The following is a 23,123-nucleotide window of genomic DNA, read 5'->3' on the forward strand; positions in this document are numbered from 1 at the left end:
TCACGGTTGGCGATCGCGCAAATGCGCACTAAACGTCGCCGCATCCATAAAGCCCGTCACCCGTGCCTGCGGGTGTTCCTGTCCTTGTGCATCAAAGAACAGGATGGTTGGCAATCCTAATACCTGCAAATGCTTTAATAGCGCCACATCCTGCGCGTTATTGGCGGTGACGTTAGCCTGTAACAGTACCGTATCACCCAGCGCCTGTTTTACCTGTGGATGGCTGAAGGTGTACTTTTCAAACTCTTTACAGGCGACACACCAGTCGGCGTACAGGTCCAGCATCACCGGTTTGCCTTTCGCCTCGGCCAGCGCCTGCTTGAGTTCCTCAACGCTTGCCACCGGTTTGAAGTCCAGATGCGCCTGTGCCTGCGTCACCGTAGTGCCAAACGCCCAGTCCTGGAGCGGACGTACGCTGACCAGCGCCGCCGCCAGCAGGATTATCTGCACGATGCGCATCCAGCTACGCGTTGCCTGCAGGCTGGTGATAAACGCCCAGCCAAAGAAGGCCACGCCCAGCAGCGACCACAGCCGTAAGCCCCACGTATCGCCGATGATGCGCTCCAGCAAAAAGACCGGTAGGGCGAGGATAACAAAGCCAAACGCCGTTTTGACCTGCGCCATCCACGGCCCGCTTTTCGGCAGCAGACGGTTGCCAAAGACGGTGACCAGCATCAGCGGCAGCCCCATCCCCAGCGCGTAAAGATACAGCGTACCGCCGCCAAGCCACAGGTTCCCGCTCTGGGCGATATACAGCAAGATGGCGCTCAGCGGGGCGGTTGTACACGGCGAACAAATCAGTCCGGCAATTGCACCCATAACAAAAACGCCACCCGCAGAACCGCCTTGTTGACGGTTACTCATCAACGTGAGGCGCGTTTGCAGCGACGATGGCAGTTGCAGAGTGAACAGGCCGAACATTGACAGGGCGAGCAGGGTAAAGACCACCGCCAGACCGATTAAGACATACGGATGCTGAAGGGCTGCCTGGAACTGCAATCCAGCGGCGGCTACCACCAGACCCAGCGCGGTATAGGTTAGCGCCATCCCCTGTACGTAGATGAAGGTCAGCAGCAGCGCGCGTCCGGTGGAAAGACGCTGTTTACCGCCAAGTACGATGCCGGAAATCAGCGGATACATTGGCAGTACGCAGGGGGTAAACGCGATGCCAATACCGATCAGCAGCGCCCACAGGGCGGAGAAGGGGAGCTGGGCTGGCGCTTGCTCTGGTTGCGGTTGCTGTGTTGCTGTTGGCGCCGCGGGTTTTGGCTCTGCGCTGGCGGTCACTTCGCTTAGCGGCACGGTTTTGCTTTCCGGCGGATAGCAGAAACCCGCGTCGGCACAACCCTGATACGTTACCGTTAGCGTCGCGCCTGACTGCGCCTGGCTGATGGTGACCGGAATGGTGAGCGTATTGCGATAGATTTCGCTTTTCCCGTAGAACTCATCTTCATGCCAGACGCCCGCAGGCAGCGTCACTTCCGCGATTTCCGCCCGCGCAGGGGTAATACTGACCTGCTTGCGATACAGGTAATACCCGTCTTTCACCTGCCAGGTGAGATTCAGATCGTGTTGGTTTTGCTGAAAGTCAAAGGCAAAGGCCTGGTCAGCAGGGACAAAACTCGAGCGACCCGGCGCGTCGAAAAGTCCGGCAAAAGTTGATGTGCTGCAAAAAAGCAGGATCAGCGTAAGGATGCGTTGAGCCATGAGAGGTAATCACTGTCTCCGTGAGTAACGGGTAAAACCAGAAGCTCGGGCGTTTGATACGGGTGATGAGACTTCAGGCAATCGAGTAAGGCGTCCTGGTGTGCCACCGAGGTTTTTAAGATCATCTGGACTTCGTATTCCTGCTCCAGTTTTCCTTCCCAGTAATACAGCGAGGTGGCACCGGGAATAATCGTGGCGCAGGCCGCCAGTTTTTCTGCCAGCACTTTGGCCGCCAGATCCTGGGCGGTGGCTTCATCCGGCGCTGTACAGAGCACCACAACGGCATCGGAGAGGGAGATATCCTGACGACTTACATCATGCATAAACACCTCGAATGAACAGAATGACCGGCAAAAGAGTGGTCACTATACAACGGACGAGGGAAGGATGTTAGACAAAGGGGAGGGAAATGCGGGGCGTGAACACGCCCCGCAGGTAACACTTACAGCATGAAACTGCCCAGCAGGAAGCCGAAGCAGACCGCCAGTACGACACCCAGCGTACCAGGGATGAAGAACGGGTGGTTAAAGACAAATTTACCGATACGCGTTGTCCCGGTGTCATCCATCTGTACCGCCGCAACCAGCGTTGGGTAAGTAGGCAGAATGAACAGACCAGAAACCGCAGCGAAAGACGCAACGGCAGTCAGCGGGGAAACGTTCAGCGCCAGCGCCATCGGCATCAGTGCTTTAGCGGTTGCTGCCTGAGAGTACAGCAGTGCAGAAGCAAAGAAGAAGATGACGGCCAGCAGCCACGGATGGCCCTGAATCACTTCACCTGCAGTGTCTTTGATCCAGTCAATGTTGTGAGACACGAAAGTGTCACCCAGCCATGCAACGCCCAGGATACAAATACAGGCGCTCATACCGGCTTTGAAGGTGCTGGAGTTGAGGATGGCGTCAGTTTCCACTTTGCACAGGATCGTGGTCAGCGTCGCGACGCTCAGCATGATGATCAGGATAGCGTTAGTGGTGTTCATCAGCGGTTTCTCAACCAGACCGAGGCTCGGGCTGTTGACGATCGCATAAACGACTACGCACACCACGCCCAGCAGGAACAGCCAGACGGAGTTTTTCGCCATCGGTTTGATTTCGATCTGCTTCTCACCGCGCAGCTCAATCAAACCCTCTTCCAGACGTTTGCGGTATACCGGATCGTCAGAGAGTTTGGAGTTGAACAGCATGGTTACGAGGAAGGACATCACCAGCACGGCCAGCAGCGTGGACGGAATGACCACGGACAGCAGGTGGATGTAGCTAATGCCATGGCCTTCCATGACCGAAGACATGTATACGACCGCAGCAGAGATAGGCGATGCGGTGATCGCTATCTGAGCGGAAACCACCGCGGTGGAGAGCGGACGGCAAGGCTTGATGCCCTGTTCCTTCGCCACTTCAGCGATAACCGGCAGCGTTGCCAGGGAGATGTTCCCGGTGCCTGCAAAAATAGTCAGGAAATAGGTCACGATCGGTGCAAGGATCGTGATGTATTTCGGATTCCGACGCAGCAGTTTTTCTGTCTGGTTAACCAGATAGTCCAGACCGCCCGCCACCTGCATCGCAGAGATAGCAGCAATAACCGCCATGATGATGGAAATCACATCGAACGGAATGTTACCCGGTTTCACGCCGATAGCGGCAAGAACCAGAACACCCAGTCCACCTGCAAATCCAATCCCGATGCCCCCAAGTCTGGCGCCCAAAAAGATTGCCAGCAAAACAATGATAAGTTCGACAACTATCATATTAGCCTTCCTTGTTGTTTAACAAGTTGATATTAAATTGTTGTTATTTAGTAACTTCTAATAAGAAAAAGGGCACGTCATCTGACGTGCCCTCCTTGGTACTACCCTGTACGATTACTGTTCGTTTTCATCAGTATAGCGTTTTGCTTTGTAAGCCGGGTGCATCAGGTTCTGTGCGGAGAAAATATCGTCCAGCTCAGCTTCAGTCAACAGACCGCGCTCCAGCACCACTTCACGTACGCTCTTACCGGTCTCGGCGCAAATCTTACCAACGATGTCGCCGTTGTGGTGGCCGATGAACGGGTTGAGGTAAGTGACGATACCAATAGAGTTGTAGACATACCCTTCGCACACTTCTTTGTTAGCGGTAATACCGTTAACACATTTCTCCAGCAGGTTGTAGCAGGCGTTGCTGAGGATGTGAATGGACTCAAACATCGCCTGACCAATCACGGGCTCCATCACGTTCAGCTGCAGCTGACCCGCTTCAGATGCCATGGTGACGGTGATGTCGTTACCGATGACTTTGAAGCACACCTGGTTGACGACTTCCGGTACGACCGGGTTCACTTTTGCTGGCATGATAGAAGAGCCCGCCTGCAGTTCCGGCAGGTTGATCTCATTCAGGCCGGCACGTGGGCCAGAGGAGAGCAAGCGCAGGTCGTTACAGATTTTGGACATCTTCACAGCCAGGCGTTTCAGCGCGCCGTGTACCATCACGTAAGCGCCGCAGTCAGAGGTCGCTTCGATTAAGTCTTCAGCCGGAACGCAGGCAAAGCCCGTCACTTCCGCCAGTTTCTGTACGGCCAGCGGAGAGTATTCTTTCGGTGTGTTCAGACCGGTACCGATAGCCGTTGCGCCGAGGTTAACTTCCAGCAGCAGTTCAGCGGTACGTTCGATGTTTTTCACTTCTTCTTTCAGCAGTACGCTGAAAGCACGGAATTCCTGACCCAGGGTCATCGGAACCGCATCCTGCAACTGGGTACGACCCATTTTCAGGATGTCCTGGAACTCGACAGCTTTACGCTCAAAACCTTCACGCAGTTGGTTGATTGCGTCGACCAGTTTAACGATAGAAGCGTAAACGGCGATGCGGAAACCGGTTGGGTAGGCGTCGTTAGTAGACTGACATTTGTTCACGTGGTCGTTCGGGTTCAGGTACTGATATTCACCTTTCTGGTGACCCATCAGTTCCAGCCCGATATTGGCCAGCACTTCGTTGGTATTCATGTTGACGGAGGTGCCTGCACCGCCCTGGTAAACGTCTACCGGGAACTGGTCCATGCATTTGCCGTTATTCAGGACTTCATCACATGCGGCAATGATAGCATTCGCTACACTTTTAGGGATGGTCTGCAACTCTTTGTTTGCCAGAGCAGCGGCCTTCTTAACCATTACCATGCCGCGCACAAATTCAGGGATGTCACTGATTTTGTTGTTGCTGATGTAGAAGTTTTCAATCGCTCTCAGAGTGTGAACACCATAGTAGGCTTCGGCTGGAACTTCCCTGGTACCCAACAGATCTTCTTCGATACGAATGTTGTTTAACATGTGAACCTTCTTTATTTAAAGCTGCCAATGAATGCACTAAACACACAGAATATATGTGGTTTCGATTGTTTCTTGACCGACGATTATCCCCTACATCGGTCTGGTCAACGAGATCATATTCTGCTCCAGAAATTGTGCCGTAATCTGGATCACTTTAAGTGTGGTAAATTACTCCTTAATTATTATTTTGTGAAATAGGTCACCGCTTTAGGATTAACTCTAAAAATAAGTGTACAAACAGCTTGAAATTTTGCGAACCACCCCTATATCCGACTAATGCGAATCGCAACTATTTTCGGACCGACGTGCGCACCACGGCGGTCGTTTGAGGAGAATCCTTTTGCGCTGGATACCGTTACTTGCAGTCTTTCTCTATGTTTATATTGAGATTTCTATCTTCATTCAGGTCGCCCATGTGATGGGTGTACTGATGACGCTCATTCTGGTGATCTTCACCTCGGTCATCGGGATGTCGCTGGTTCGCAACCAGGGATTTAAGAACTTTTTGCTGATGCAGCAGAAAATGGCGGCAGGAGAGAGCCCGGCTGAAGAGATGATTAAGAGTGTTTCGCTGATCATCGCGGGTCTGTTGCTGTTGTTGCCAGGCTTTTTCACCGATTTCCTTGGTCTTCTTCTTTTATTACCCCCTGTGCAGAAGCATCTGACGATGAAGCTGCTGCCGCATTTGCGTTTTTCCCGGATGCCGGGTGGCGGCTTTAGCGCCGGAACCGGCGGTGGCGACACCTTTGACGGCGAGTTCCAGCGCAAAGATGAAGAACGTGACCGTATCGAACACAAAGACGATCGTCGCGACTGATTCCTGTTGGCCCGGTAAGCGTAAGCGCCACCGGGCCTTTTCGCAGAACCGGCCTATAAGTGATGTTCAACCTTTTTTCGTTGTGGCAAAAACAGCCACAGTATCACCAGCATAATCAGCGCATACAGACTCTTCCAGCCGACCATTGCCAGTAACAGAAGGCATAATAATCCGCCCACCATCGCCAGCGCACGATACCGACCTTTCAACAGGCGACACCCTGCCAGCATGCACAGCAGATAGATCATGATAAAGATGCCATTGGCGTAGACGATGAGCGCATCGAGATTGATCTCTAACGCATAAATGCACAGCGTACTGACCACACAGCAGCCCAGCACGGCATTGAGCGCATTGCGTGGAATATGACGGGAGGAGAGGCGGGCCAGATAATGGTCTGGTTTGTATTGCGCCTGTGACCACACCAGACGGGCAAAACTCTGTATATAAATGTTGAGACTGGCAAAGCAGGCCAGATAACCGATCACACAGGCTACCCACAGCGCCTGGACGCCAAACAATTGCACGACGATTTCCGGTAACGAGGCCGCCGCTGCCATCGTTTCGCCATAGGCGTCAAAGTGCAGAACCACAACGGTGCAGGCCCAATAGACCGAACCGGCCAGCAGCAGACCAATCATCAGCGCGCGCGGGAAATCCCGCTCAGGATCCTTGAATTCAGAGGCCAGGTGGGCGAACGCTTCCAGACCGACGAAACACCAGAACATCACCGACAGTGCGGAGAACAACCCCGACATCTCAATATCGCCTGGCGCAGGGAAAGGAATCTCTGCCGGTTGAAGGTCGCCAGCCCACCAGATAGCGACAATCAGCGCCACGATCAGACCCGCAATCACCGTTTGCAGGTTCGCGCTGGAGCTCGCGCCGCGTGAACCGACAAACCACACCAGCGCCAGGGTGCCAAGTTCGGCCAGCAACAGTTGCCAGCCGTGCCAGCCAAACATCGCCTGACCAAACCCGGCGGCAATGTGCAGCGCGGCAGGAAGACCTACGGGAATGACGGACAGAAACAGCCAGCCGGTGACCCGTTCAAGATGTGGGCCAAACGCCATACCGACGAAATGCGCGACGCCGCCTGCGCTGGGGTAATGGCGGCCTAGCAGGGCAAACACAATCGCAACGGGAAACACCAGAACAATCAAAACTGGCCAGGCCCACAGGCTGTTATTGCCTGCCACCAGTGCCGCCAGGGCCGGGACGGCAAACACGCCTGTTCCCAATAATGATGTCGACAACAGGCCAATGCCCTGAGCCAGTCCCAGCTCTTGTTTCAGTCCACTCATGAGTTGTTATCCATTTGCGCCTGAATTCCAGGCAACTGCGCAGGTTTTCGATGTTATCACAATCGGATTTGCTTATGACGCCAGCGATTAAATAGGCGAGAAATGTGAGGTAAGTAGGGTTTTTGCAGGATTTTTTGCTGATCAGAATTTTTTTTCACGTTGCCCCTTGAAGGGGCAAAAACCCATCCCCATCTCTCTGGTCACTAGCCGGGAACCTTAGCGGGCCGGCGTCACCCATAACTGATAATGACTTTCTCAAAGGAGAGCTATCAATGAGTATTCGTCCGTTACATGATCGCGTGATCGTTAAACGTAAAGAAGTTGAGTCCAAATCTGCTGGCGGCATCGTTCTGACCGGTTCTGCAGCGGGTAAATCAACTCGTGGCGAAATCATCGCTGTCGGTAAGGGTCGCATCCTGGATAACGGTACCGTGCAACCGCTGGACGTGAAAGTCGGCGACATCGTGATTTTCAACGATGGTTACGGTGTGAAATCTGAGAAGATCGACAATGAAGAAGTGTTGATCATGTCTGAAAGCGACATCCTGGCAATTGTTGAAGCGTAATCCGCGAACGACACTGAACATACGAATTTAAGGGAAAGAGAAAATGGCAGCTAAAGACGTAAAATTCGGTAACGACGCTCGTGTGAAAATGCTGCGCGGCGTAAACGTACTGGCAGACGCAGTGAAAGTCACCCTCGGTCCGAAAGGCCGTAACGTCGTTCTGGACAAATCCTTCGGTGCACCGACCATCACTAAAGATGGTGTTTCCGTCGCACGTGAAATCGAACTGGAAGACAAGTTCGAAAACATGGGCGCGCAGATGGTGAAAGAAGTCGCCTCTAAAGCGAATGACGCTGCAGGCGACGGTACCACCACCGCGACCGTACTGGCTCAGTCCATCATCACTGAAGGTCTGAAAGCCGTTGCTGCGGGTATGAACCCGATGGATCTGAAGCGTGGTATCGACAAAGCGGTTGCGGCTGCGGTTGAAGAACTGAAAGCGCTGTCCGTACCGTGCTCCGACTCTAAAGCCATTGCTCAGGTTGGTACCATCTCCGCTAACTCCGACGAAACCGTAGGTAAACTGATCGCGGAAGCGATGGACAAAGTCGGTAAAGAAGGCGTGATCACCGTTGAAGACGGTACCGGTCTGCAGGACGAACTGGACGTCGTTGAAGGTATGCAGTTCGACCGTGGCTACCTGTCCCCGTACTTCATCAACAAGCCGGAAACTGGCGCAGTAGAACTGGAAAGCCCGTTCATCCTGCTGGCTGACAAGAAAATCTCCAACATCCGCGAAATGCTGCCGGTTCTGGAAGCCGTTGCGAAAGCAGGCAAACCGCTGCTGATCATCGCTGAAGATGTGGAAGGCGAAGCGCTGGCAACGCTGGTGGTTAACACCATGCGTGGCATCGTGAAAGTGGCTGCGGTTAAAGCACCTGGCTTCGGCGATCGTCGTAAAGCGATGCTGCAGGATATCGCGACTCTGACCGGTGGTACCGTAATCTCTGAAGAGATCGGTATGGAGCTGGAAAAAGCAACGCTGGAAGACCTGGGTCAGGCAAAACGCGTTGTGATCAACAAAGACACCACCACCATCATCGATGGCGTGGGTGACGAAGCGGCAATCCAGGGTCGTGTGACGCAGATTCGTCAGCAGATCGAAGAAGCCACCTCCGATTACGACCGCGAAAAACTGCAGGAGCGCGTAGCGAAACTGGCAGGCGGCGTAGCCGTTATCAAGGTTGGTGCTGCGACCGAAGTTGAAATGAAAGAGAAAAAAGCCCGCGTTGAAGATGCCCTGCACGCGACCCGTGCTGCGGTAGAAGAAGGCGTGGTTGCCGGTGGTGGCGTGGCGCTGATTCGCGTAGCCTCCAAAATCGCTGGCCTGAAAGGTCAGAACGAAGATCAGAACGTGGGTATCAAAGTTGCGCTGCGCGCAATGGAATCTCCGCTGCGTCAGATCGTTCTGAACTGCGGCGAAGAACCGTCTGTTGTCGCTAACACCGTGAAAGCGGGTGATGGCAACTACGGTTACAACGCAGCGACCGAAGAATACGGCAACATGATCGACATGGGTATCCTGGATCCAACCAAAGTAACCCGTTCTGCTCTGCAGTACGCGGCTTCTGTGGCTGGTCTGATGATCACCACCGAGTGCATGGTAACCGACCTGCCGAAAGGCGACGCGCCTGACTTAGGTGCTGCTGGCGGTATGGGCGGCATGGGTGGTATGGGCGGCATGATGTAATTTAATCTTCATACTTCAAGCCGCAGGTTCGTTGGCTGCGTTCGTTCACCCCAGTCACTTACTCATGTAAGCTCCTGGGGATTCATGAACTTGCCGCCTGCCTGCAACTTGAATTATTTGATTAAATACATATCTCGCGAAAAATGAGAAACCCTCGGGCAGAAATGTCCGGGGGTTTTTCTTTTGGTCATCTTTTTAGTATAAGATTCAGTGACGGACAAAACGTCCAGCTCATTGATTATGGGGAATAACATGCACGTGAAATATTTAGCAGGGATCGTCGGTGCCGCGCTACTGATGGCGGGTTGTAGCTCCAGCAACGAACTGAGTTCCGCCGGGCAAAGCGTTCGCTTTGTTGAAGAGAAGCCAGGCGCTGAATGTCAGTTGGTTGGCACGGCCACCGGGAAGCAAAGCAACTGGCTTTCAGGTCAGCACGGTGAAGAAGGCGGTTCTATGCGTGGTGCGGCAAATGACCTGCGCAACCAGGCAGCAGCGATGGGCGGCAACGTGATTTATGGCGTCAGCAGCCCGAGCCAGGGCATGTTATCCAGCTTTGTCCCGACTGCCAGTGAGATGATTGGTCAGGTTTATAAGTGCCCTAACTAACAGGCGTTGTGGTTCGGGAGAATCCTCTTATCAGGCCTGTGTTCGTACACCAGTAGGCCTGATAAGCGCAGCGCCATCAGGCGTGTTGGGTTGCGGTGTGAACGGACTGAACCCGTAAATGATGCAGCGCGCGCAGGCATTGCTCCTGGGTCAGCGTTTGTGCTTTATCCGCCGTCAGCGTTCTGACAAAAGCCTGACAAGGTTTACCTGCCAGCTTTTTCAGCCTCGGGCTAAAGTCGAGTAAACGACGGGAAATGGCTTCAGCCTCTTTACTGCCCGATGGAACGCGGGTTTTCACGACAGTGCCGCTGAACCGTTCCTTTCCTGTTTCATCCGTAAAACGATAAAGTACCGCAAGATAATGCGTGAAAAGCGCGTGTTTCCACTCTGGCTGCGTGTAGGTGTCGTATTCCAGTCGCTCATGGTCCAGGCAGTCCGCATCATACAGCGGCAAAAAGTCCAGCAACGAGGAGAGCCGTAGCGCCAGTTCTCGCATGCCGGCATTCTCTATCGCCCGAATTATGGCATACACCAGCACCTCAATCTGTAATTCGTTCACCCGCAGGATGCAGGTATTGCCGTCGTGAAGCGTGAAGGTCAGCGTGATGTTGTCGCCATTCCCGTCGGTTAAGGCGACGGCGGTGACGCGGCGATGAATATCCGCGTGTCGAAGTTCGTCTTCCACTATCGCGGGAATGTTTTCCTGCATTTTCTTGCTGATATTGTCGCGCGTTTTTTCGTAGTGCTGACGTTCGGCAGCGTTCAGTTGCTGTTTCTGGTACAGACGACTTTCCACGGCAATCAGCAGATCGCGTAATTCCAGCACAGGCAGAAAAAACAGCGATTCCTTGTTCCTTGGCTCTTTAATTTTCAGCGCCAGCGCGATGAATTCGTTAGCTTTACGGATAACACCCGTATTCACGCCTTTGATACTGATAGCCATAACGGTTCTCCCTCACCAATAATAAATTTAGCGATTAGTTGCGACTTATAGATATGATTTTTAAATATATAGTTCGCAAGGTGTCGCTAAAATAACATACAGGATGGGGGAATCCGGGGGTTTTGGTGACGGGTGTCCGGAAACGGACACCTGATTGCGAGGTTATTGTTGACGCAGTTGTAAATCCAGTGGCGTTTTACTCGGTTCGCCGCCAATTTCCCGCGCCAGTTTGGGCACCATATAACCCGACACCAGCGTGAGCAGTTCGCGCACGATCTGGCGTGCGTCATCATCCGTCACCATGAAATGCGCCGCACCCTGCACTTTATCCAGCACATGCAGGTAATAGGGCATGACGCCTGCATCAAACAGCGCATTACTGAGGTTTGCCAGCGTCTGCGCATTATCATTGACACCACGCAGCAGGACGCTCTGATTGAGCAGCGTCACGCCTGCGATCCGTAGTTTCGCCATCGCTTGTCGAAACGCGTCATCGACCTCGTTAGCGTGGTTAATGTGATTCACCAGCAGGATCTGCAGCGAAGAACGGGTGAAGCGGGCAACCAGCTCCTCTGTAATCCTCGCAGGGATGACGATGGGCAGACGGCTGTGAATACGCAGGCGTTTGATATGGGGAATAGCTTCCAGTTGCGTGAGCAGCCAGTCCAGCTCATGATCTTTGGCCATCAGTGGATCGCCGCCAGAGAAAATGATCTCATCCAGCTCGGTATGCGCGCTGATATAGTCCAGTGCCGCCTGCCAGTTTCGCTTATTTCCCTGATTTTCGGCGTACGGGAAGTGGCGACGGAAGCAATAGCGACAATTTACCGCACAGCCGCCTTTCACCAACAGCAGCGCCCGGTTACGGTATTTATGCAGCAGTCCAGGTACGACACTATGCTGTTCTTCCAGCGGATCGGTAGAGAAACCCGGTGCGGCAATAAACTCATCCTCGGAGGTAAGTACCTGACGTAAAAGCGGATCGTCAGGATTGCCTTTTTCCATGCGCGCGATAAATGCACGTGGCACACGCAGGGCGAACAGCCGTTTGGCATCGCGTCCAGCCAACAGTTTTTCATCTGCGTCTATATTCAAAAGACGCAGGAGTTCATCGGGATTGGTCACAACATCGGCAAGTTGCGATAACCAATCTTCTCTGGATGGGGTATTTAGGGTTACAATATGCGCCATTTTGTGGCTTAGCTACCAGTTAACAATTTTCAGAGGGCCTTATGGCAACGTACTATAGCAACGATTTTCGTGCTGGTCTTAAAATCATGTTGGACGGCGAACCTTATGCGGTTGAAGCCAGCGAATTCGTTAAACCAGGTAAAGGTCAGGCTTTTGCGCGCGTGAAACTGCGTCGCCTGCTGACCGGTACTCGCGTTGAGAAAACCTTCAAGTCGACTGACTCTGCTGAAGGCGCTGACGTTGTAGATATGAACCTGACTTACCTGTACAACGACGGCGAGTTCTGGCACTTCATGAACAACGAAACCTTCGAGCAGCTGTCCGCAGATGCTAAAGCGATCGGCGATAGCGATAAATGGCTGCTGGATCAGGCTGAGTGCATCGTGACCCTGTGGAACGGTCAGCCTATCTCCGTGACGCCGCCGAACTTTGTTGAACTGGAAATCGTTGATACCGATCCGGGTCTGAAAGGCGATACCGCAGGTACGGGCGGTAAGCCGGCAACGCTGTCTACTGGCGCAGTGGTGAAAGTGCCTCTGTTTGTTCAGATTGGCGAAGTGATTAAAGTGGATACGCGTTCAGGCGAATACGTTTCCCGCGTTAAATAATCCGCGCGTTTAGTTCATTATGGTGCAGCGCTTTGCTGCGCCATTGTTTCTCCAGGGCAGGAATGATGAAACATCTTCTCGGTCTTGTAACACTGATTCTTCTCACCACCTCGTTGCTGGCGGGCTGCAATACCGCGCGCGGCTTTGGTGAGGATATTAAGCATCTCGGCAATTCCATTTCCCACGCTGCCAGCTAATTTCTTCTCGTCGTCCTAAAAAGCGTCTATCTCCCGCCATTGTTTGGGATCTTGTCTATGATTAAGTGGCACTACACAAATAACATAGGCTAGAAAAGGAAGACGTTATGGTTAAGAAGACAATTGCAGCGATCTTTTCTGTGTTGGTACTTTCCTCCGTATTAACTGCTTGTAATACCACACGCGGCATGGGTGAGGATATCTCCGACGGCGGCAACGCCATTTCGGGCGCAGCAACCAAAGCTCAGCAGTAGCCGTGTAAACGGTACGACAGTGTTGTCGTGCCGTTAATTTTTCAGTTCGGATGGCGCAAGAAACGGCGAAAAGCGATTATCCATGTGTAGCTTCATGCGGATATTACGTTTGTAGGTGTACACCGTTTTGCCATGAATGCTGAGCGCACAGGCAATCGCGTTGTTACTCGCCCCCTCCATCCACATCGTCAGCACTTTCTCTTCCTGTGGCGTAAGCAGTGTCGAGGCATTGCCGGGCGCTTCGGATACCGAGCCGCTCAGCAGGGCGTTGTGGATATTTTCAGCCAGCATCGCCAGCGAGACCTGCTTAGTTAATGACGCACAGACAGGATAGCGCTGCGTCTCTACCATCACGCCTCCTGACTCCAGTAATATCAACGGACTGCTGCCGCAGGCGAGTAAAAATGGGGCAATGGACTGGGCTGATAGGGTGTCGTTGAGAAAACCGTATAAGTCCGCAATGACCAGGTGAGGTTTCCACTGCTGGATGTGCTCTTTAACCAGTAAGAGATTATTGAGCCCAGAGACCACAAACGACGTATTAAAGAGTTCGGAATGATTAAGCCATGCCTCGATCCCTGTGCGGGTGAAGTGGCAACGGTCAATCACTAATATTTTCAACATAGCGTTTTCGCATTCAGAAGTAAGGCAAATGGCTTCCTGACTTCAGAAAGCGTCCCATCATAGAGAAGTCGGATGAGTGCTGAATGCGCAAAATACGCAGCGAAATGCGCCTAATTCAACCTTTTAGGCGCGGAAAGATAAAAATGTTGAAATTCACCGCCGCTCGGGCAAGAATGTTTTTCCACCTTCAGCGTTGCAGGACGACCTGCGAACGCTTCTTTCACCGGGGACGGCCCCATTTCTCTGGAGCCTGATATGTCCTGGATAATCTTATTAATCGCCGGTCTGCTTGAAGTCGTTTGGGCGGTGGGGCTGAAATATACCCACGGTTTTAGTCGCCTGACACCGAGTATCATCACCATTGCCGCGATGATCGTCAGTATGGCGCTCCTTGCGTGGGCGATGAAAACGCTACCCGTGGGTACCGCGTATGCCGTGTGGACAGGGATTGGCGCTGTCGGTGCCGCCATCACCGGTATTCTGCTGCTGGGTGAATCGGCCAATCCCATGCGTCTGGCCAGTCTGGCGTTAATCGTTGTCGGTATTATTGGTCTGAAATTAAGCACCCACTAAGCGCCGGGCTGCTTCACCCAGATGAGTTTACTGACATCAAACCCTTCCCGGGTCGCGACGGCCAGCATCTGCTGTTTCATTTCGTCAGAAAGCGTTGGCGTGCGTGAGAGTATCCACAGGTAGTCGCGATCCGGACCGCAGACCAGCGCGTGTCGGTACTCTCTGTCGAGCGCGATAACGTTATAGCCACCGTAGAACGGGCCGAAGAAAGAGACTTTCAGCGCAGCGCGACTGGGGTCGCCGGTGAAATAGGCTTTCCCCTCGCTTTTCTGCCACATCGCTCTGTCCGGATTCCAGCCTTTGTTGATCACAGTGAGACCGCCGTCATCGCGCAGACTGTAGGTCGCCGTGACCTTTTCCAGTCCCCGTTCAAAGCGATGATCAAAGCGGGCGATTTCGTACCAGGTTCCGAGATAGCGTTTGGCATCGAAGTTATTCACCACGGTAACGCCCTGTGGCGGGGTTGGGGTACTACAGGAAACCACCAGAAACGCAGCCGTCACAGCGGCAACGATGGGGAGCAGGCGCATAGGTTTATCCTTAGGATGTTTTTCCTAAGTGTAGAACCTGATGGGGAAAAAAACGGTGGGGACGAAAAAAATGCCCTCTTATCAGCAGACAAGAGGGCGGATTGCTTTAGACGGACAGAATGCCAATTGCCGTGACGACGGTCAGGATGGCGGCCAGACCGTAGAACACCCATTTGCCAGCCGGCACATGGATTTTCAGATCATGCATCGCGTGGTGCATACGGTGTAAGCCACACCACAGCGGCAGGACAATCATCAGGAACAGGAAAGCACGGCCGATAAAACTCTGAGCAAACGCCAGTACGCGCTCATAGCTCAGGGCATCGCCCGGGAACAGACCCAGCGGCAGCAGAATCCCCACCAGCAGAACCATCACCGGCGCGATAATCGCACCCCACATACCGCCTGCGCCAAACAGACCCCAGAATACGGGTTCGTCAGAACGTTTTGGATTTGGATTAATCATCCCGGACTCCTTACCAGAACAGGGCAACAAACAGTATGACTACGGTCGCCACCACAGTAACCGCCCAGAGACCTTTGATGATCGGCTCTGGCCCCATTTTTTCGTCTTTTACGATGATGTTGGCGGCTTTCGGTGCCAGCTCAAACCAGGTTTTGGTGTGCAGCAGCGCTGCCGCCAGGGCGATCACGTTGAGGATCACCACCACCGGGTTTTGCAGAAAACCGACGAAGCCCGCCCAGGATTCGGCACCGTGCTTCAGTGCGAACAGGCCGAAAATCAGCTCAATGCTGAACCAGACTGCCGGAACGGCTGTGCCTTCGCGCAGCATGTAAAAGCGATAAAACGGCAATTTTTTCCACCAGGTGGACGTCATCGGCCGCACATAGGGTTTGCGTTTAGTCGTCATGTTGCACTCCTTAGCGTGGTTTCAGGGTGGCGATAAGAAAGTCTTTCGAACTTTCCACTTTACCCTGCTGAATGGCAGCCGCCGGATCGACGTGCTTCGGACAAACTTCGGAGCAGTAGCCCACGAAAGTACAGGTCCATACGCCGTTCGGGCTGTTCAACTGTGCCATACGCTCCTTCTTACCGTGGTCGCGGCTATCTTCGTTGTAACGATGCGCCAGGGTAATCGCAGCCGGTCCGATGAACTCAGGGTTCAGACCGAACTGCGGACATGCGGCATAGCACAGACCACAGTTGATGCAACCAGAGAACTGGTGGTACTTCGCCATCTGTGCCGGGGTCTGGGTATTTGGCCCCTGATCCGGCGTGCGCGGGTTACCGATGATGTACGGCTTAATCGCTTCCAGACTTTCGATAAAGTGCGTCATATCGACGACCAGATCGCGTTCGATCGGGAAGTTACCCAGTGCTTCAACCTTAAGACCGTTGGTGTAATCACGCAGGAAGGTTTTGCACGCCAGTTTTGGCACATTGTTGACCATCATGCCGCAAGAGCCGCAGATCGCCATACGGCAGGACCAGCGATAGCTCAGGTCTGGCGCCAGGTTATCTTTGATGTAGCCCAACGCATCCAGCAGTGACGTTGTTTCATCATAAGGCACTTCATAGAAAGCACTGTGCGGCGCGGTGTCGGTCTCAGGGTTATAGCGCACCACCTCAACTTTCAGGTTTTTCATCTCAGCCATTACGCCTTCTCCTTCTTATCGGCTGCTTCCGCTTCTCCACCGTAAACACGTTTTGCAGGTGGCAGCGTGGTGATTTTCACGTCGCTATAGTCGAGGCGAGTCGTGCCATCAGCATCGCGGAAGGCGAGAGTATGTTTGAGGAAGTTGACGTCGTCACGCTCGGTGCAACCTTCGTCCAGACGTTGGTGGGCGCCACGTGATTCCTTACGAGCCAGCGCGGAATGCGCCATACACTCAGCGACGTTCAGGCCATGACCCAGTTCAATGGTGTACAGCAGGTCGGTGTTGAACACGCTAGAGGTGTCGGTGATGCGAACGCGCTTGAAGCGCTCCTGCAATTCGGCCAGTTTATCCACGGTTTTCTGCATGAGTTCCGGCGTACGGTAGATACCGCAACCTTCTTCCATAGAGAGACCCATTTCGTCGCGAATTTTCGACCAGTTCTCGTTACCTTCCTGGTTAACCAGGTCTTTCAGACGCTGTTCAACGCCTGCAACCTGTGCGTCGAGCGCAGCGTCGTTCGCAGTGCCCGCAGTAGATGCACGCTCCATCGCCTGCTCACCGGCCAGACGGCCAAAGACCACCAGTTCAGCCAGCGAGTTGGAACCCAGACGGTTCGCGCCGTGCAGACCGACAGAAGAACATTCGCCGACGGCAAACAGACCTTTGATGCGGGTTTCGCAGTTCTGATCGGTTTCGATACCGCCCATGGTGTAGTGCGCGGTCGGACGAACCGGAATCGGCTCTTTCACCGGATCGACACCCACGTAAGCTTTCGCCAGTTCACAGATGAACGGCAGACGTTCCAGCAGTTTCTTCTCGCCCAGGTGACGCAGGTCGAGGTAAACCACATCACCACGCGGCGTGGAGATGGTGTTACCTTTACGCCATTCGTGCCAGAAGGCCTGAGAAACTTTGTCGCGCGGACCGAGTTCCATGTATTTGTTCTTCGGCTCGCCCAGCGGTGTTTCCGGACCCATGCCGTAATCCTGCAGGTAACGGTAGCCGTTTTTGTTGACCAGGATACCGCCTTCACCACGGCAACCTTCGGTCATCAGGATACCGGAACCCGGCAGGCCGGTCGGGTGATACTGAACAAATTCCATATCACGCAGCGGAACGCCGTGGCTGAGCGCCATGCCCATGCCGTCACCGGTGACGATGCCGCCGTTGGTGTTATAGCGATACACGCGGCCTGCGCCGCCTGTTGCCATCACCACCGCGTTAGCACGGATCTGCACCAGCGTGCCTTCCATCATGTTCATCGCCACCAGGCCGCGAGCATGACCATCATCGACCAGGATATCCAGCACAAAGTGTTCGTCAAAGCGTTGGATCTGTGGGAACTGCAGAGAAGTCTGGAACAGGGTATGCAGCATATGGAAGCCGGTTTTATCCGCAGCAAACCAGGTACGCTCAATTTTCATCCCGCCGAAGCGACGAACGTTGACGCTACCGTCTTCGCGGCGACTCCACGGGCAGCCCCATTGTTCCAGTTGGGTCATCTCGGTTGGACAGTGGTGGACAAAATAATCCACGACATCCTGTTCACACAGCCAGTCTCCACCCGCTACCGTATCGTGAAAATGGTAGTCGAAGCTGTCATGATCCTGGGCGACAGCGGCTGAGCCCCCTTCGGCAGCAACGGTGTGGCTGCGCATCGGGTACACTTTTGAAATCAGTGCGATTTTCGCATTAGGATTTGCCTGCGCTGCGGCAATTGCAGCACGTAATCCCGCGCCACCGGCGCCTATAATGGCAAGATCGGCTTGAAAGGTTTGCACGACATTCCTCCAGATTATTGTAATTTCGCCACCACATATCTCGTAAAAGAGCCTGAAAAAGGTGGGTAGCGAACGTGTTTCCACTGCTCCTTTATAGGTACAACAGTATAGTCGTTGCTATGTGTGGGAAATTTGACGTGTTCGATTTTTTTAGCGTGTCAAAGGGGGGAATTATCATTGATTTTGATTAATTTAATTACTAAACCATCCCTCGGCGGTTTTTTAACCCTTCAGCCGTGCTTGAGTATTCCTGAGCAAAATTTGTTTCATCGTCGCGTTACGAGTAGACTTCGTGCCCTTGTCTTAAACTGGAGAAAGAACCATGAGCGAAACGGCAACCTGGCAGCCGAGCGCGTCCATACCTAACCTGTTAAAACGCGCGGCAATTATGACGGAAATTCGTCGTTTTTTTGCCGATCGCGGAGTGCTGGAGGTTGAGACGCCCTGCATGAGCCAGGCGACGGTCACAGACATTCATCTGTTCCCGTTCGAAACGCGTTTCGTCGGCCCCGGTCATTCGCAGGGGATGAACCTCTATTTAATGACCAGCCCGGAATACCACATGAAACGTCTGCTGGTGGCAGGGTGTGGTCCGGTCTTTCAGTTGTGCCGTAGTTTCCGTAATGAAGAGATGGGGCGTCATCACAACCCCGAATTCACCATGCTCGAGTGGTATCGTCCACATTACGACATGTACCGGTTGATGAACGAAGTGGACGATCTGTTGCAGCAGGTGCTGGAATGCCCGGCGGCAGAGAGCCTCTCTTATCAGCAGGCTTTCCAGCGTCATCTGGAGATTGACCCGTTGTCTGCGGATAAAACGCAACTGCGCGACGTCGCCGCGAGGCTCGACTTAAGCAACATTGCGGATACTGAAGAAGATCGCGATACATTACTGCAACTGCTATTTACGATGGGCGTTGAACCCCACATTGGCAAAGATAAACCGACGTTTGTTTATCACTTCCCGGCAAGCCAGGCATCACTGGCGCAGATCAGTACGGAAGATCACCGTGTAGCAGAACGTTTCGAGGTTTACTTCAAAGGTATTGAGCTGGCGAATGGTTTCCATGAACTGACGGATGCGCGTGAACAGCAGCAACGTTTTGAACAGGATAACCGTAAGCGTGCCGCGCGCGGATTACCGCAGCAACCCATCGACAACAACCTGATCGAAGCGTTGAAAGTTGGCATGCCGGACTGCTCGGGCGTAGCGCTGGGTGTGGATCGTCTGGTGATGCTGGCGCTGGGCGCAGAAAGCCTCGCGGAAGTAATCGCCTTTACTGTTGATCGCGCATAACGCGTTCTGACGTGATGAAAAGCGGTGCATAGTGCACCACTTTTCATCTCTGCGCTCGCTTCGCCTGCCCTGACGGGTACGACTAAAACTTACAAACTCCCCGCCGGACGACTTCTTCTGCCGGCAGAACTGAGCGTTTTCCCTGTTTGTCGGCCATTCAGGCTCTCCAGACGCATCTGGAACGGTGGGAATGGCATATCGATACCGTGCTCGCGGAAGCCCGCCAGAATCAACTGGTGGATTTCATGGCGCAGCGGCATGCGATGACCCATCTCGGCGGCGTAGATACGCAGTTCGAAGATCTGGATCCCCTGTTGCAGATCCACCAGGAAGACTTCCGGCGCCGGGTTGTCGATCACCAGCGAACAGCGGTGCGCGGCGGTTAGCAGGATCTGCGTCACCTCTTCGCTGTTCACATCGGACGGTGCCGGAATGGTCAGCACCACACGCGTCACGGAATCAGACAGCGACCAGTTGATGAACTGCTCGGTGATGAACGCTTTGTTCGGCACGATGATCTCTTTGCGGTCCCAGTCGCTGATGGTGGTTGCGCGGGTATTGATCTTCGTTACGCTGCCGGTCAGATCGCGAATGGTTACCGTATCGCCAATACGAATCGGTTTTTCAAACAGGATGATCAGGCCGGAGATAAAGTTGGCGAAGATTTCCTGCAAACCAAAGCCCAGACCGACGCCGAGCGCCGCCACCAGCCATTGCAGTTTAGCCCACTCAATTCCAATCATCGAGAAACCCACCAGACCGCCAATCAGCATCAGCAGGTACTTAGTGATGGTGGTAATGGCGTAGCCGGTACCCGGTGTGAGATCGAGGTGCTGCAGCAACGCCAGTTCGAGAAGCGCAGGCAGATTACGCACCAACTGGGTGGTGATGATAAACACCAGAATCGCGATCAGCACCGCGCCCAGCGTAATCGGTTCTAAACTTTCAACCCCTTGCACCGTCGAGGTGACGTCCCACAGCGAGATGTTTTCGAGGAAGCCGAATGCGGAGTGAATTTCCGACCACAACACAATGACCGACAGCAGGGCGATCAGCATCAGGATGGAGCGCACCAGACGGAGCGACTGGGCGCTGATAGCATCGAGATCGACTTCGCTCTCATCAACGTCGATGGTCCCTTCCAGACTGGTCGAATGGGCCGGTTCTTCTTCGCCACGCGCGCGCTGGGCCAGCATTTCCGCGCGGCGGTGCTTGGCACGGTCAAAGGCCAGTCTGCGGCGCTGAATCAGCATCCAGCGACGAATGACGTGGTAAATCACCAATAGCAGGAACCAGATGGCGACGGAGGTTTCCAGTCGCGCCAGCAGCGCCTGTGACGTTGCCAGATAACCCACGGCGGCCGCCAGTATCGCCACCAGCGGTGCGCCAATCATCAGGTTCCACAGCATGCTGTTCACGATGTTGTCACCACTGCCCTCTTTATCGAGATAGAGCGGAATGCCGGCTTTCTTCAGACTCAGGGTAACCAGCGCCAGCGCACCGCAAATCAGGATAAAGCACAGACGACCGAGCGAACCGGAGAACTCCCGATCGTTCAGGTTATCGAACATGATGAGCGCCATGATTAGCGGTACGATAAGCCCGATACTCATCAGGTAATAACGCATCGCACGCGACACGCGTTCGCGCGGCCAGCCGAAGTGGGCGATAAACAGGCCATTGGGCCGGGCAAATGTCGCGCAAATCATCACTACCCACAGCAGCGGCACCGTCGCCGTGACGCCATCGCCTATTGCGACGGCCAGTGGCCAGGGCCAGGCCTCGCGCAGTCCATACCCCAACGTCATCCACAGTACCGGCAGCGGCGAGGCAACCAGTATCGACCAGAACACGGTGCGTAGCGTCAGCCAGAAGTGATCCTGCGTCACCTTGCCCACTCTGGCGGCGGAACGCTCCAGAAAACGGGTGAAGTGGCGACGTGAGTAAATGCTGAACCCGACCAGAATCAGCGCGCCAAACAGCGGCAGTAGGGTATCTCTGCTGGTCAGCATCATCACGCTGGCCTGACCTAACTGGCTGAAGGTGTCGAGTGAAATCAGCCGACGCAGATCCTGCACAATATCAATCGGCCAGGAGAACGACATCGGGCGAACGTCAGAGGTCCAGAACAGATAGCGGTGGGTCGCTTCATTCACCTCTTTCAGCGCATCCTCAAGCTGGCTATTGGAGACTTTCAGTTTGGTCAGTTCGAGGATCAGCGTGTCGCCGCCCTGTAACAGCGAATTCAGCAGCTCGCGTTGGGTGCGCAGTTGTGCTTCAAGAATACGGTTTTGCTCCGCGGTGAGCGGTTGTCCGTCCGCCTGATGGAGCTGGCGCAACTGAGGCTGCTTATTGAGCTGATCTTCATAGCGCAGACGCTGGACGCGCAGTTGCGCCATTTCAGTATCTAGCTGCTGGGGTTTGGGCATTTCCGGCAGACGCGCCACCTGGGCACGTAACGCTTCGCCCAACAGGTTAGACGAGCCTAACCATTGCGACTGTTCACGCAGCGTCGTCAACGCCTGACGTACCTGCTGAGTCTGGCTGGTGGCCTGACGCTGTTGAGACGCGACGAGATCCATGCGTTGCGCCTGCTGATTCAGCGCGGCTGACAGCTCCCGGTTCACTTTGAACTGGGCGACAATGTCCGGCGGTAAATCAGCGCTGTTCTCTGCCAGTAACTCGGTGCTTTCCAGCGCCCGTTCGGCTTCACGCTGGCGCTGGCTGTTGAGCTGATTGCGCAGGGCCTGTAAATAGGCATCCAGTTGCTGGCTCTGTTTTTCCGCCAGTTCGGAGCGCATACGCGCCAGTTCCTGACGGTTGTTGGCCGAAAGTTGCGCCAGTTCCAGCTCATCAACCTGCGCTTTCAGGCGGGCGGATTCTGCCTGCATGCTGAAATTTTGCGCCTGGTTGAGCGGGGTGTTGCCGGTGGCGCTGCCAATGCGGCGTTCGATTTCGTTGAGCTGTCGGCGGGCGTCGGTTTGCTGCTGAGGCAGTTGGCTCAGCGAGTCGGCAATCTCACGGGCGCGTTCCTGCTCTTGCTGGGCCTGACGGCTCTTTTCCAGCAACTGACTGCTGACCTGGAGAATCTCCTGATTCAGCGCATCGGTCGTCATGCCCGGCGAAACGCTGCGAGGTTCATCGCGCAGATTGGTTAACTGCGCGCGCAGGCTGGCGGACATTTTCGGGAAATTATCGATAACCTGCTGATATTGCTGAGTGCGCTCGAGTGAACCTTTCCGTTCTTCAAGCGCGTTCAGGGCAGACTGAAGGGCTTCGACGACATCGGGTTGAGCAGGCTTTGCGGATTTCGCCTGCTCCAGTTCCTGGGTGATTTGTTTGGCGTCGGGGGCGGTTGCAGCGTACGCCCCCAGGCTGAGGCACCAGGCCATCAGAAAAGTTATAATCAGGCGCACAGCAGCTTCCTTTTACACGTTATCATTTAAGCTGCCTCTTTGTTGGCTGCGTTCATTCACCCCAGTCACGTACGAAGTGTACGTGACTGAGACCTCATTCT

At 54.1% G+C, this 23,123-nt stretch carries 23 protein-coding genes; 9 read left to right on the forward strand and 14 right to left on the reverse strand.

Annotated elements, in window-relative coordinates; genetic code table 11:
* From WM46_RS22695 to aspA, 4 genes are all read right to left on the reverse strand, one after another.
* Positions 1-1,707, reverse strand: a complete 1,707-nt coding sequence (locus WM46_RS22695) for a protein-disulfide reductase DsbD (protein WP_102603428.1) — start codon at positions 1,705-1,707, stop codon at positions 1-3.
* Positions 1,683-2,030, reverse strand: a complete 348-nt coding sequence (gene cutA / locus WM46_RS22700) for a divalent cation tolerance protein CutA (RefSeq protein WP_102603429.1) — start codon at positions 2,028-2,030, stop codon at positions 1,683-1,685. Before cutA ends, WM46_RS22695 begins: the two co-directional genes overlap by 25 nt.
* A 119-nt stretch (positions 2,031-2,149) precedes the next feature.
* Positions 2,150-3,451, reverse strand: a complete 1,302-nt coding sequence (gene dcuA / locus WM46_RS22705) for an anaerobic C4-dicarboxylate transporter DcuA (protein ID WP_061075474.1) — start codon at positions 3,449-3,451, stop codon at positions 2,150-2,152.
* Positions 3,452-3,565: 114 nt separating this feature from the next.
* Positions 3,566-5,002 (reverse strand): aspartate ammonia-lyase, encoded by a 1,437-nt coding sequence (gene aspA / locus WM46_RS22710; protein ID WP_042999158.1) that lies wholly within the window; start codon positions 5,000-5,002, stop codon positions 3,566-3,568.
* A gap of 340 nt (positions 5,003-5,342) precedes the next feature.
* Here aspA and WM46_RS22720 point away from each other — a divergent pair, with 340 nt between their 5' ends.
* Positions 5,343-5,819 carry an FxsA family protein gene (locus WM46_RS22720; RefSeq protein WP_042999159.1) on the forward strand — a complete coding sequence of 159 codons (477 nt, stop codon included), beginning with the start codon at positions 5,343-5,345 and terminating at the stop codon, positions 5,817-5,819.
* Positions 5,820-5,872: 53 nt separating this feature from the next.
* Here the strand turns inward: WM46_RS22720 and yjeH are convergent, their stop codons facing one another.
* Positions 5,873-7,123 (reverse strand): L-methionine/branched-chain amino acid transporter, encoded by a 1,251-nt coding sequence (gene yjeH / locus WM46_RS22725; protein WP_102603430.1) that lies wholly within the window; start codon positions 7,121-7,123, stop codon positions 5,873-5,875.
* Positions 7,124-7,395: 272 nt separating this feature from the next.
* On the opposite strand from yjeH, the gene WM46_RS22730 reads away from it, so the two are divergent.
* From WM46_RS22730 to WM46_RS22745, 3 genes are all read left to right on the forward strand, one after another.
* Entirely contained in the window at positions 7,396-7,689 is a 294-nt protein-coding gene (locus WM46_RS22730; RefSeq protein WP_000027827.1) for a co-chaperone GroES, read from the forward strand.
* Between the two features lie 43 nt (positions 7,690-7,732).
* On the forward strand, positions 7,733-9,379 hold the full coding sequence (groL, locus tag WM46_RS22735; protein WP_003025464.1) for a chaperonin GroEL: 1,647 nt from the start codon (positions 7,733-7,735) through the stop codon (positions 9,377-9,379).
* 252 nt (positions 9,380-9,631) lie between these two features.
* Complete coding sequence (locus WM46_RS22745) at positions 9,632-9,985, forward strand: DUF4156 domain-containing protein (RefSeq protein WP_045438856.1); 354 nt, start codon at positions 9,632-9,634, stop codon at positions 9,983-9,985.
* Positions 9,986-10,061: 76 nt separating this feature from the next.
* Here WM46_RS22745 and yjeJ read toward each other — a convergent pair whose 3' ends face one another.
* Both yjeJ and epmB read right to left on the reverse strand, forming a co-directional pair.
* Positions 10,062-10,928: a YjeJ family protein gene (gene yjeJ / locus WM46_RS22750; protein ID WP_102603431.1), complete on the reverse strand. Its 867-nt coding sequence runs from the start codon at positions 10,926-10,928 to the stop codon at positions 10,062-10,064.
* A gap of 162 nt (positions 10,929-11,090) precedes the next feature.
* Positions 11,091-12,119 (reverse strand): EF-P beta-lysylation protein EpmB, encoded by a 1,029-nt coding sequence (epmB, locus tag WM46_RS22755; RefSeq protein WP_102603432.1) that lies wholly within the window; start codon positions 12,117-12,119, stop codon positions 11,091-11,093.
* A gap of 41 nt (positions 12,120-12,160) precedes the next feature.
* Between epmB and efp the strand changes: the two genes are divergently transcribed.
* The 3 genes from efp (at position 12,161) to ecnB (ending at position 13,178) form a co-directional block, all read left to right on the forward strand.
* Positions 12,161-12,727, forward strand: a complete 567-nt coding sequence (gene efp / locus WM46_RS22760; protein WP_061075470.1) for an elongation factor P — start codon at positions 12,161-12,163, stop codon at positions 12,725-12,727.
* Positions 12,728-12,789: 62 nt separating this feature from the next.
* Positions 12,790-12,924 (forward strand): entericidin A/B family lipoprotein, encoded by a 135-nt coding sequence (locus tag WM46_RS22765; RefSeq protein ID WP_061075469.1) that lies wholly within the window; start codon positions 12,790-12,792, stop codon positions 12,922-12,924.
* A gap of 107 nt (positions 12,925-13,031) precedes the next feature.
* Complete coding sequence (gene ecnB / locus WM46_RS22770; protein ID WP_017459191.1) at positions 13,032-13,178, forward strand: lipoprotein toxin entericidin B; 147 nt, start codon at positions 13,032-13,034, stop codon at positions 13,176-13,178.
* A 33-nt stretch (positions 13,179-13,211) separates the two neighbouring features.
* Here ecnB and WM46_RS22775 read toward each other — a convergent pair whose 3' ends face one another.
* Positions 13,212-13,802, reverse strand: a complete 591-nt coding sequence (locus WM46_RS22775; protein ID WP_061075468.1) for a LuxR C-terminal-related transcriptional regulator — start codon at positions 13,800-13,802, stop codon at positions 13,212-13,214.
* A 255-nt stretch (positions 13,803-14,057) separates the two neighbouring features.
* On the opposite strand from WM46_RS22775, the gene sugE reads away from it, so the two are divergent.
* Positions 14,058-14,375 (forward strand): quaternary ammonium compound efflux SMR transporter SugE, encoded by a 318-nt coding sequence (gene sugE, locus WM46_RS22785; RefSeq protein ID WP_042321373.1) that lies wholly within the window; start codon positions 14,058-14,060, stop codon positions 14,373-14,375.
* Here sugE and WM46_RS22790 read toward each other — a convergent pair.
* The 5 genes from WM46_RS22790 to frdA all read right to left on the reverse strand — a co-directional run bounded on the left by WM46_RS22790 (position 14,372) and on the right by frdA (position 18,306).
* On the reverse strand, positions 14,372-14,905 hold the full coding sequence (locus WM46_RS22790; protein WP_061075467.1) for a lipocalin family protein: 534 nt from the start codon (positions 14,903-14,905) through the stop codon (positions 14,372-14,374). The genes sugE and WM46_RS22790 overlap by 4 nt on opposite strands.
* A 106-nt stretch (positions 14,906-15,011) precedes the next feature.
* Entirely contained in the window at positions 15,012-15,371 is a 360-nt protein-coding gene (gene frdD, locus WM46_RS22795; RefSeq protein WP_042999169.1) for a fumarate reductase subunit FrdD, read from the reverse strand.
* A gap of 10 nt (positions 15,372-15,381) precedes the next feature.
* Positions 15,382-15,777, reverse strand: a complete 396-nt coding sequence (gene frdC / locus WM46_RS22800) for a fumarate reductase subunit FrdC (RefSeq protein ID WP_102603433.1) — start codon at positions 15,775-15,777, stop codon at positions 15,382-15,384.
* A gap of 10 nt (positions 15,778-15,787) precedes the next feature.
* Positions 15,788-16,522: a fumarate reductase iron-sulfur protein gene (gene frdB / locus WM46_RS22805; protein ID WP_061075466.1), complete on the reverse strand. Its 735-nt coding sequence runs from the start codon at positions 16,520-16,522 to the stop codon at positions 15,788-15,790.
* Positions 16,522-18,306 carry a fumarate reductase (quinol) flavoprotein subunit gene (gene frdA, locus WM46_RS22810; protein WP_061075465.1) on the reverse strand — a complete coding sequence of 595 codons (1,785 nt, stop codon included), beginning with the start codon at positions 18,304-18,306 and terminating at the stop codon, positions 16,522-16,524. Before frdA ends, frdB begins: the two co-directional genes overlap by 1 nt.
* 322 nt (positions 18,307-18,628) lie before the next feature.
* Between frdA and epmA the strand changes: the two genes are divergently transcribed.
* Positions 18,629-19,606, forward strand: a complete 978-nt coding sequence (epmA, locus tag WM46_RS22815; RefSeq protein WP_102603434.1) for an elongation factor P--(R)-beta-lysine ligase — start codon at positions 18,629-18,631, stop codon at positions 19,604-19,606.
* 89 nt (positions 19,607-19,695) lie between these two features.
* On the opposite strand, the gene mscM is transcribed toward epmA, so the two are convergent.
* Positions 19,696-23,022, reverse strand: coding sequence for a miniconductance mechanosensitive channel MscM (mscM, locus tag WM46_RS22820; RefSeq protein ID WP_061075463.1), 3,327 nt, complete (start codon positions 23,020-23,022; stop codon positions 19,696-19,698).
* Positions 23,023-23,123 lie beyond the last annotated feature (101 nt).

Source organism: Citrobacter freundii complex sp. CFNIH2 (assembly GCF_002880615.1).
Classification (GTDB): Bacteria; Pseudomonadota; Gammaproteobacteria; order Enterobacterales; family Enterobacteriaceae; genus Citrobacter_A; species Citrobacter_A amalonaticus_F.

Excerpts from the sequence above, each read along its gene's own strand:
- WM46_RS22695 (WP_102603428.1), bottom strand. The coding sequence starts at position 1,707 with ATGGCTCAACGCATCCTTACGCTGATCCTGCTTTTTTGCAGCACATCA.
- cutA (WP_102603429.1), bottom strand. The coding sequence starts at position 2,030 with ATGCATGATGTAAGTCGTCAGGATATCTCCCTCTCCGATGCCGTTGTG.
- dcuA (WP_061075474.1), bottom strand. The coding sequence starts at position 3,451 with ATGATAGTTGTCGAACTTATCATTGTTTTGCTGGCAATCTTTTTGGGC.
- aspA (WP_042999158.1), bottom strand. The coding sequence starts at position 5,002 with ATGTTAAACAACATTCGTATCGAAGAAGATCTGTTGGGTACCAGGGAA.
- yjeH (WP_102603430.1), bottom strand. The coding sequence starts at position 7,123 with ATGAGTGGACTGAAACAAGAGCTGGGACTGGCTCAGGGCATTGGCCTG.
- WM46_RS22730 (WP_000027827.1), top strand. The coding sequence starts at position 7,396 with ATGAGTATTCGTCCGTTACATGATCGCGTGATCGTTAAACGTAAAGAA.
- groL (WP_003025464.1), top strand. The coding sequence starts at position 7,733 with ATGGCAGCTAAAGACGTAAAATTCGGTAACGACGCTCGTGTGAAAATG.
- WM46_RS22745 (WP_045438856.1), top strand. The coding sequence starts at position 9,632 with ATGCACGTGAAATATTTAGCAGGGATCGTCGGTGCCGCGCTACTGATG.
- yjeJ (WP_102603431.1), bottom strand. The coding sequence starts at position 10,928 with ATGGCTATCAGTATCAAAGGCGTGAATACGGGTGTTATCCGTAAAGCT.
- epmB (WP_102603432.1), bottom strand. The coding sequence starts at position 12,119 with ATGGCGCATATTGTAACCCTAAATACCCCATCCAGAGAAGATTGGTTA.
- efp (WP_061075470.1), top strand. The coding sequence starts at position 12,161 with ATGGCAACGTACTATAGCAACGATTTTCGTGCTGGTCTTAAAATCATG.
- WM46_RS22765 (WP_061075469.1), top strand. The coding sequence starts at position 12,790 with ATGATGAAACATCTTCTCGGTCTTGTAACACTGATTCTTCTCACCACC.
- ecnB (WP_017459191.1), top strand. The coding sequence starts at position 13,032 with ATGGTTAAGAAGACAATTGCAGCGATCTTTTCTGTGTTGGTACTTTCC.
- WM46_RS22775 (WP_061075468.1), bottom strand. The coding sequence starts at position 13,802 with ATGTTGAAAATATTAGTGATTGACCGTTGCCACTTCACCCGCACAGGG.
- sugE (WP_042321373.1), top strand. The coding sequence starts at position 14,058 with ATGTCCTGGATAATCTTATTAATCGCCGGTCTGCTTGAAGTCGTTTGG.
- WM46_RS22790 (WP_061075467.1), bottom strand. The coding sequence starts at position 14,905 with ATGCGCCTGCTCCCCATCGTTGCCGCTGTGACGGCTGCGTTTCTGGTG.
- frdD (WP_042999169.1), bottom strand. The coding sequence starts at position 15,371 with ATGATTAATCCAAATCCAAAACGTTCTGACGAACCCGTATTCTGGGGT.
- frdC (WP_102603433.1), bottom strand. The coding sequence starts at position 15,777 with ATGACGACTAAACGCAAACCCTATGTGCGGCCGATGACGTCCACCTGG.
- frdB (WP_061075466.1), bottom strand. The coding sequence starts at position 16,522 with ATGGCTGAGATGAAAAACCTGAAAGTTGAGGTGGTGCGCTATAACCCT.
- epmA (WP_102603434.1), top strand. The coding sequence starts at position 18,629 with ATGAGCGAAACGGCAACCTGGCAGCCGAGCGCGTCCATACCTAACCTG.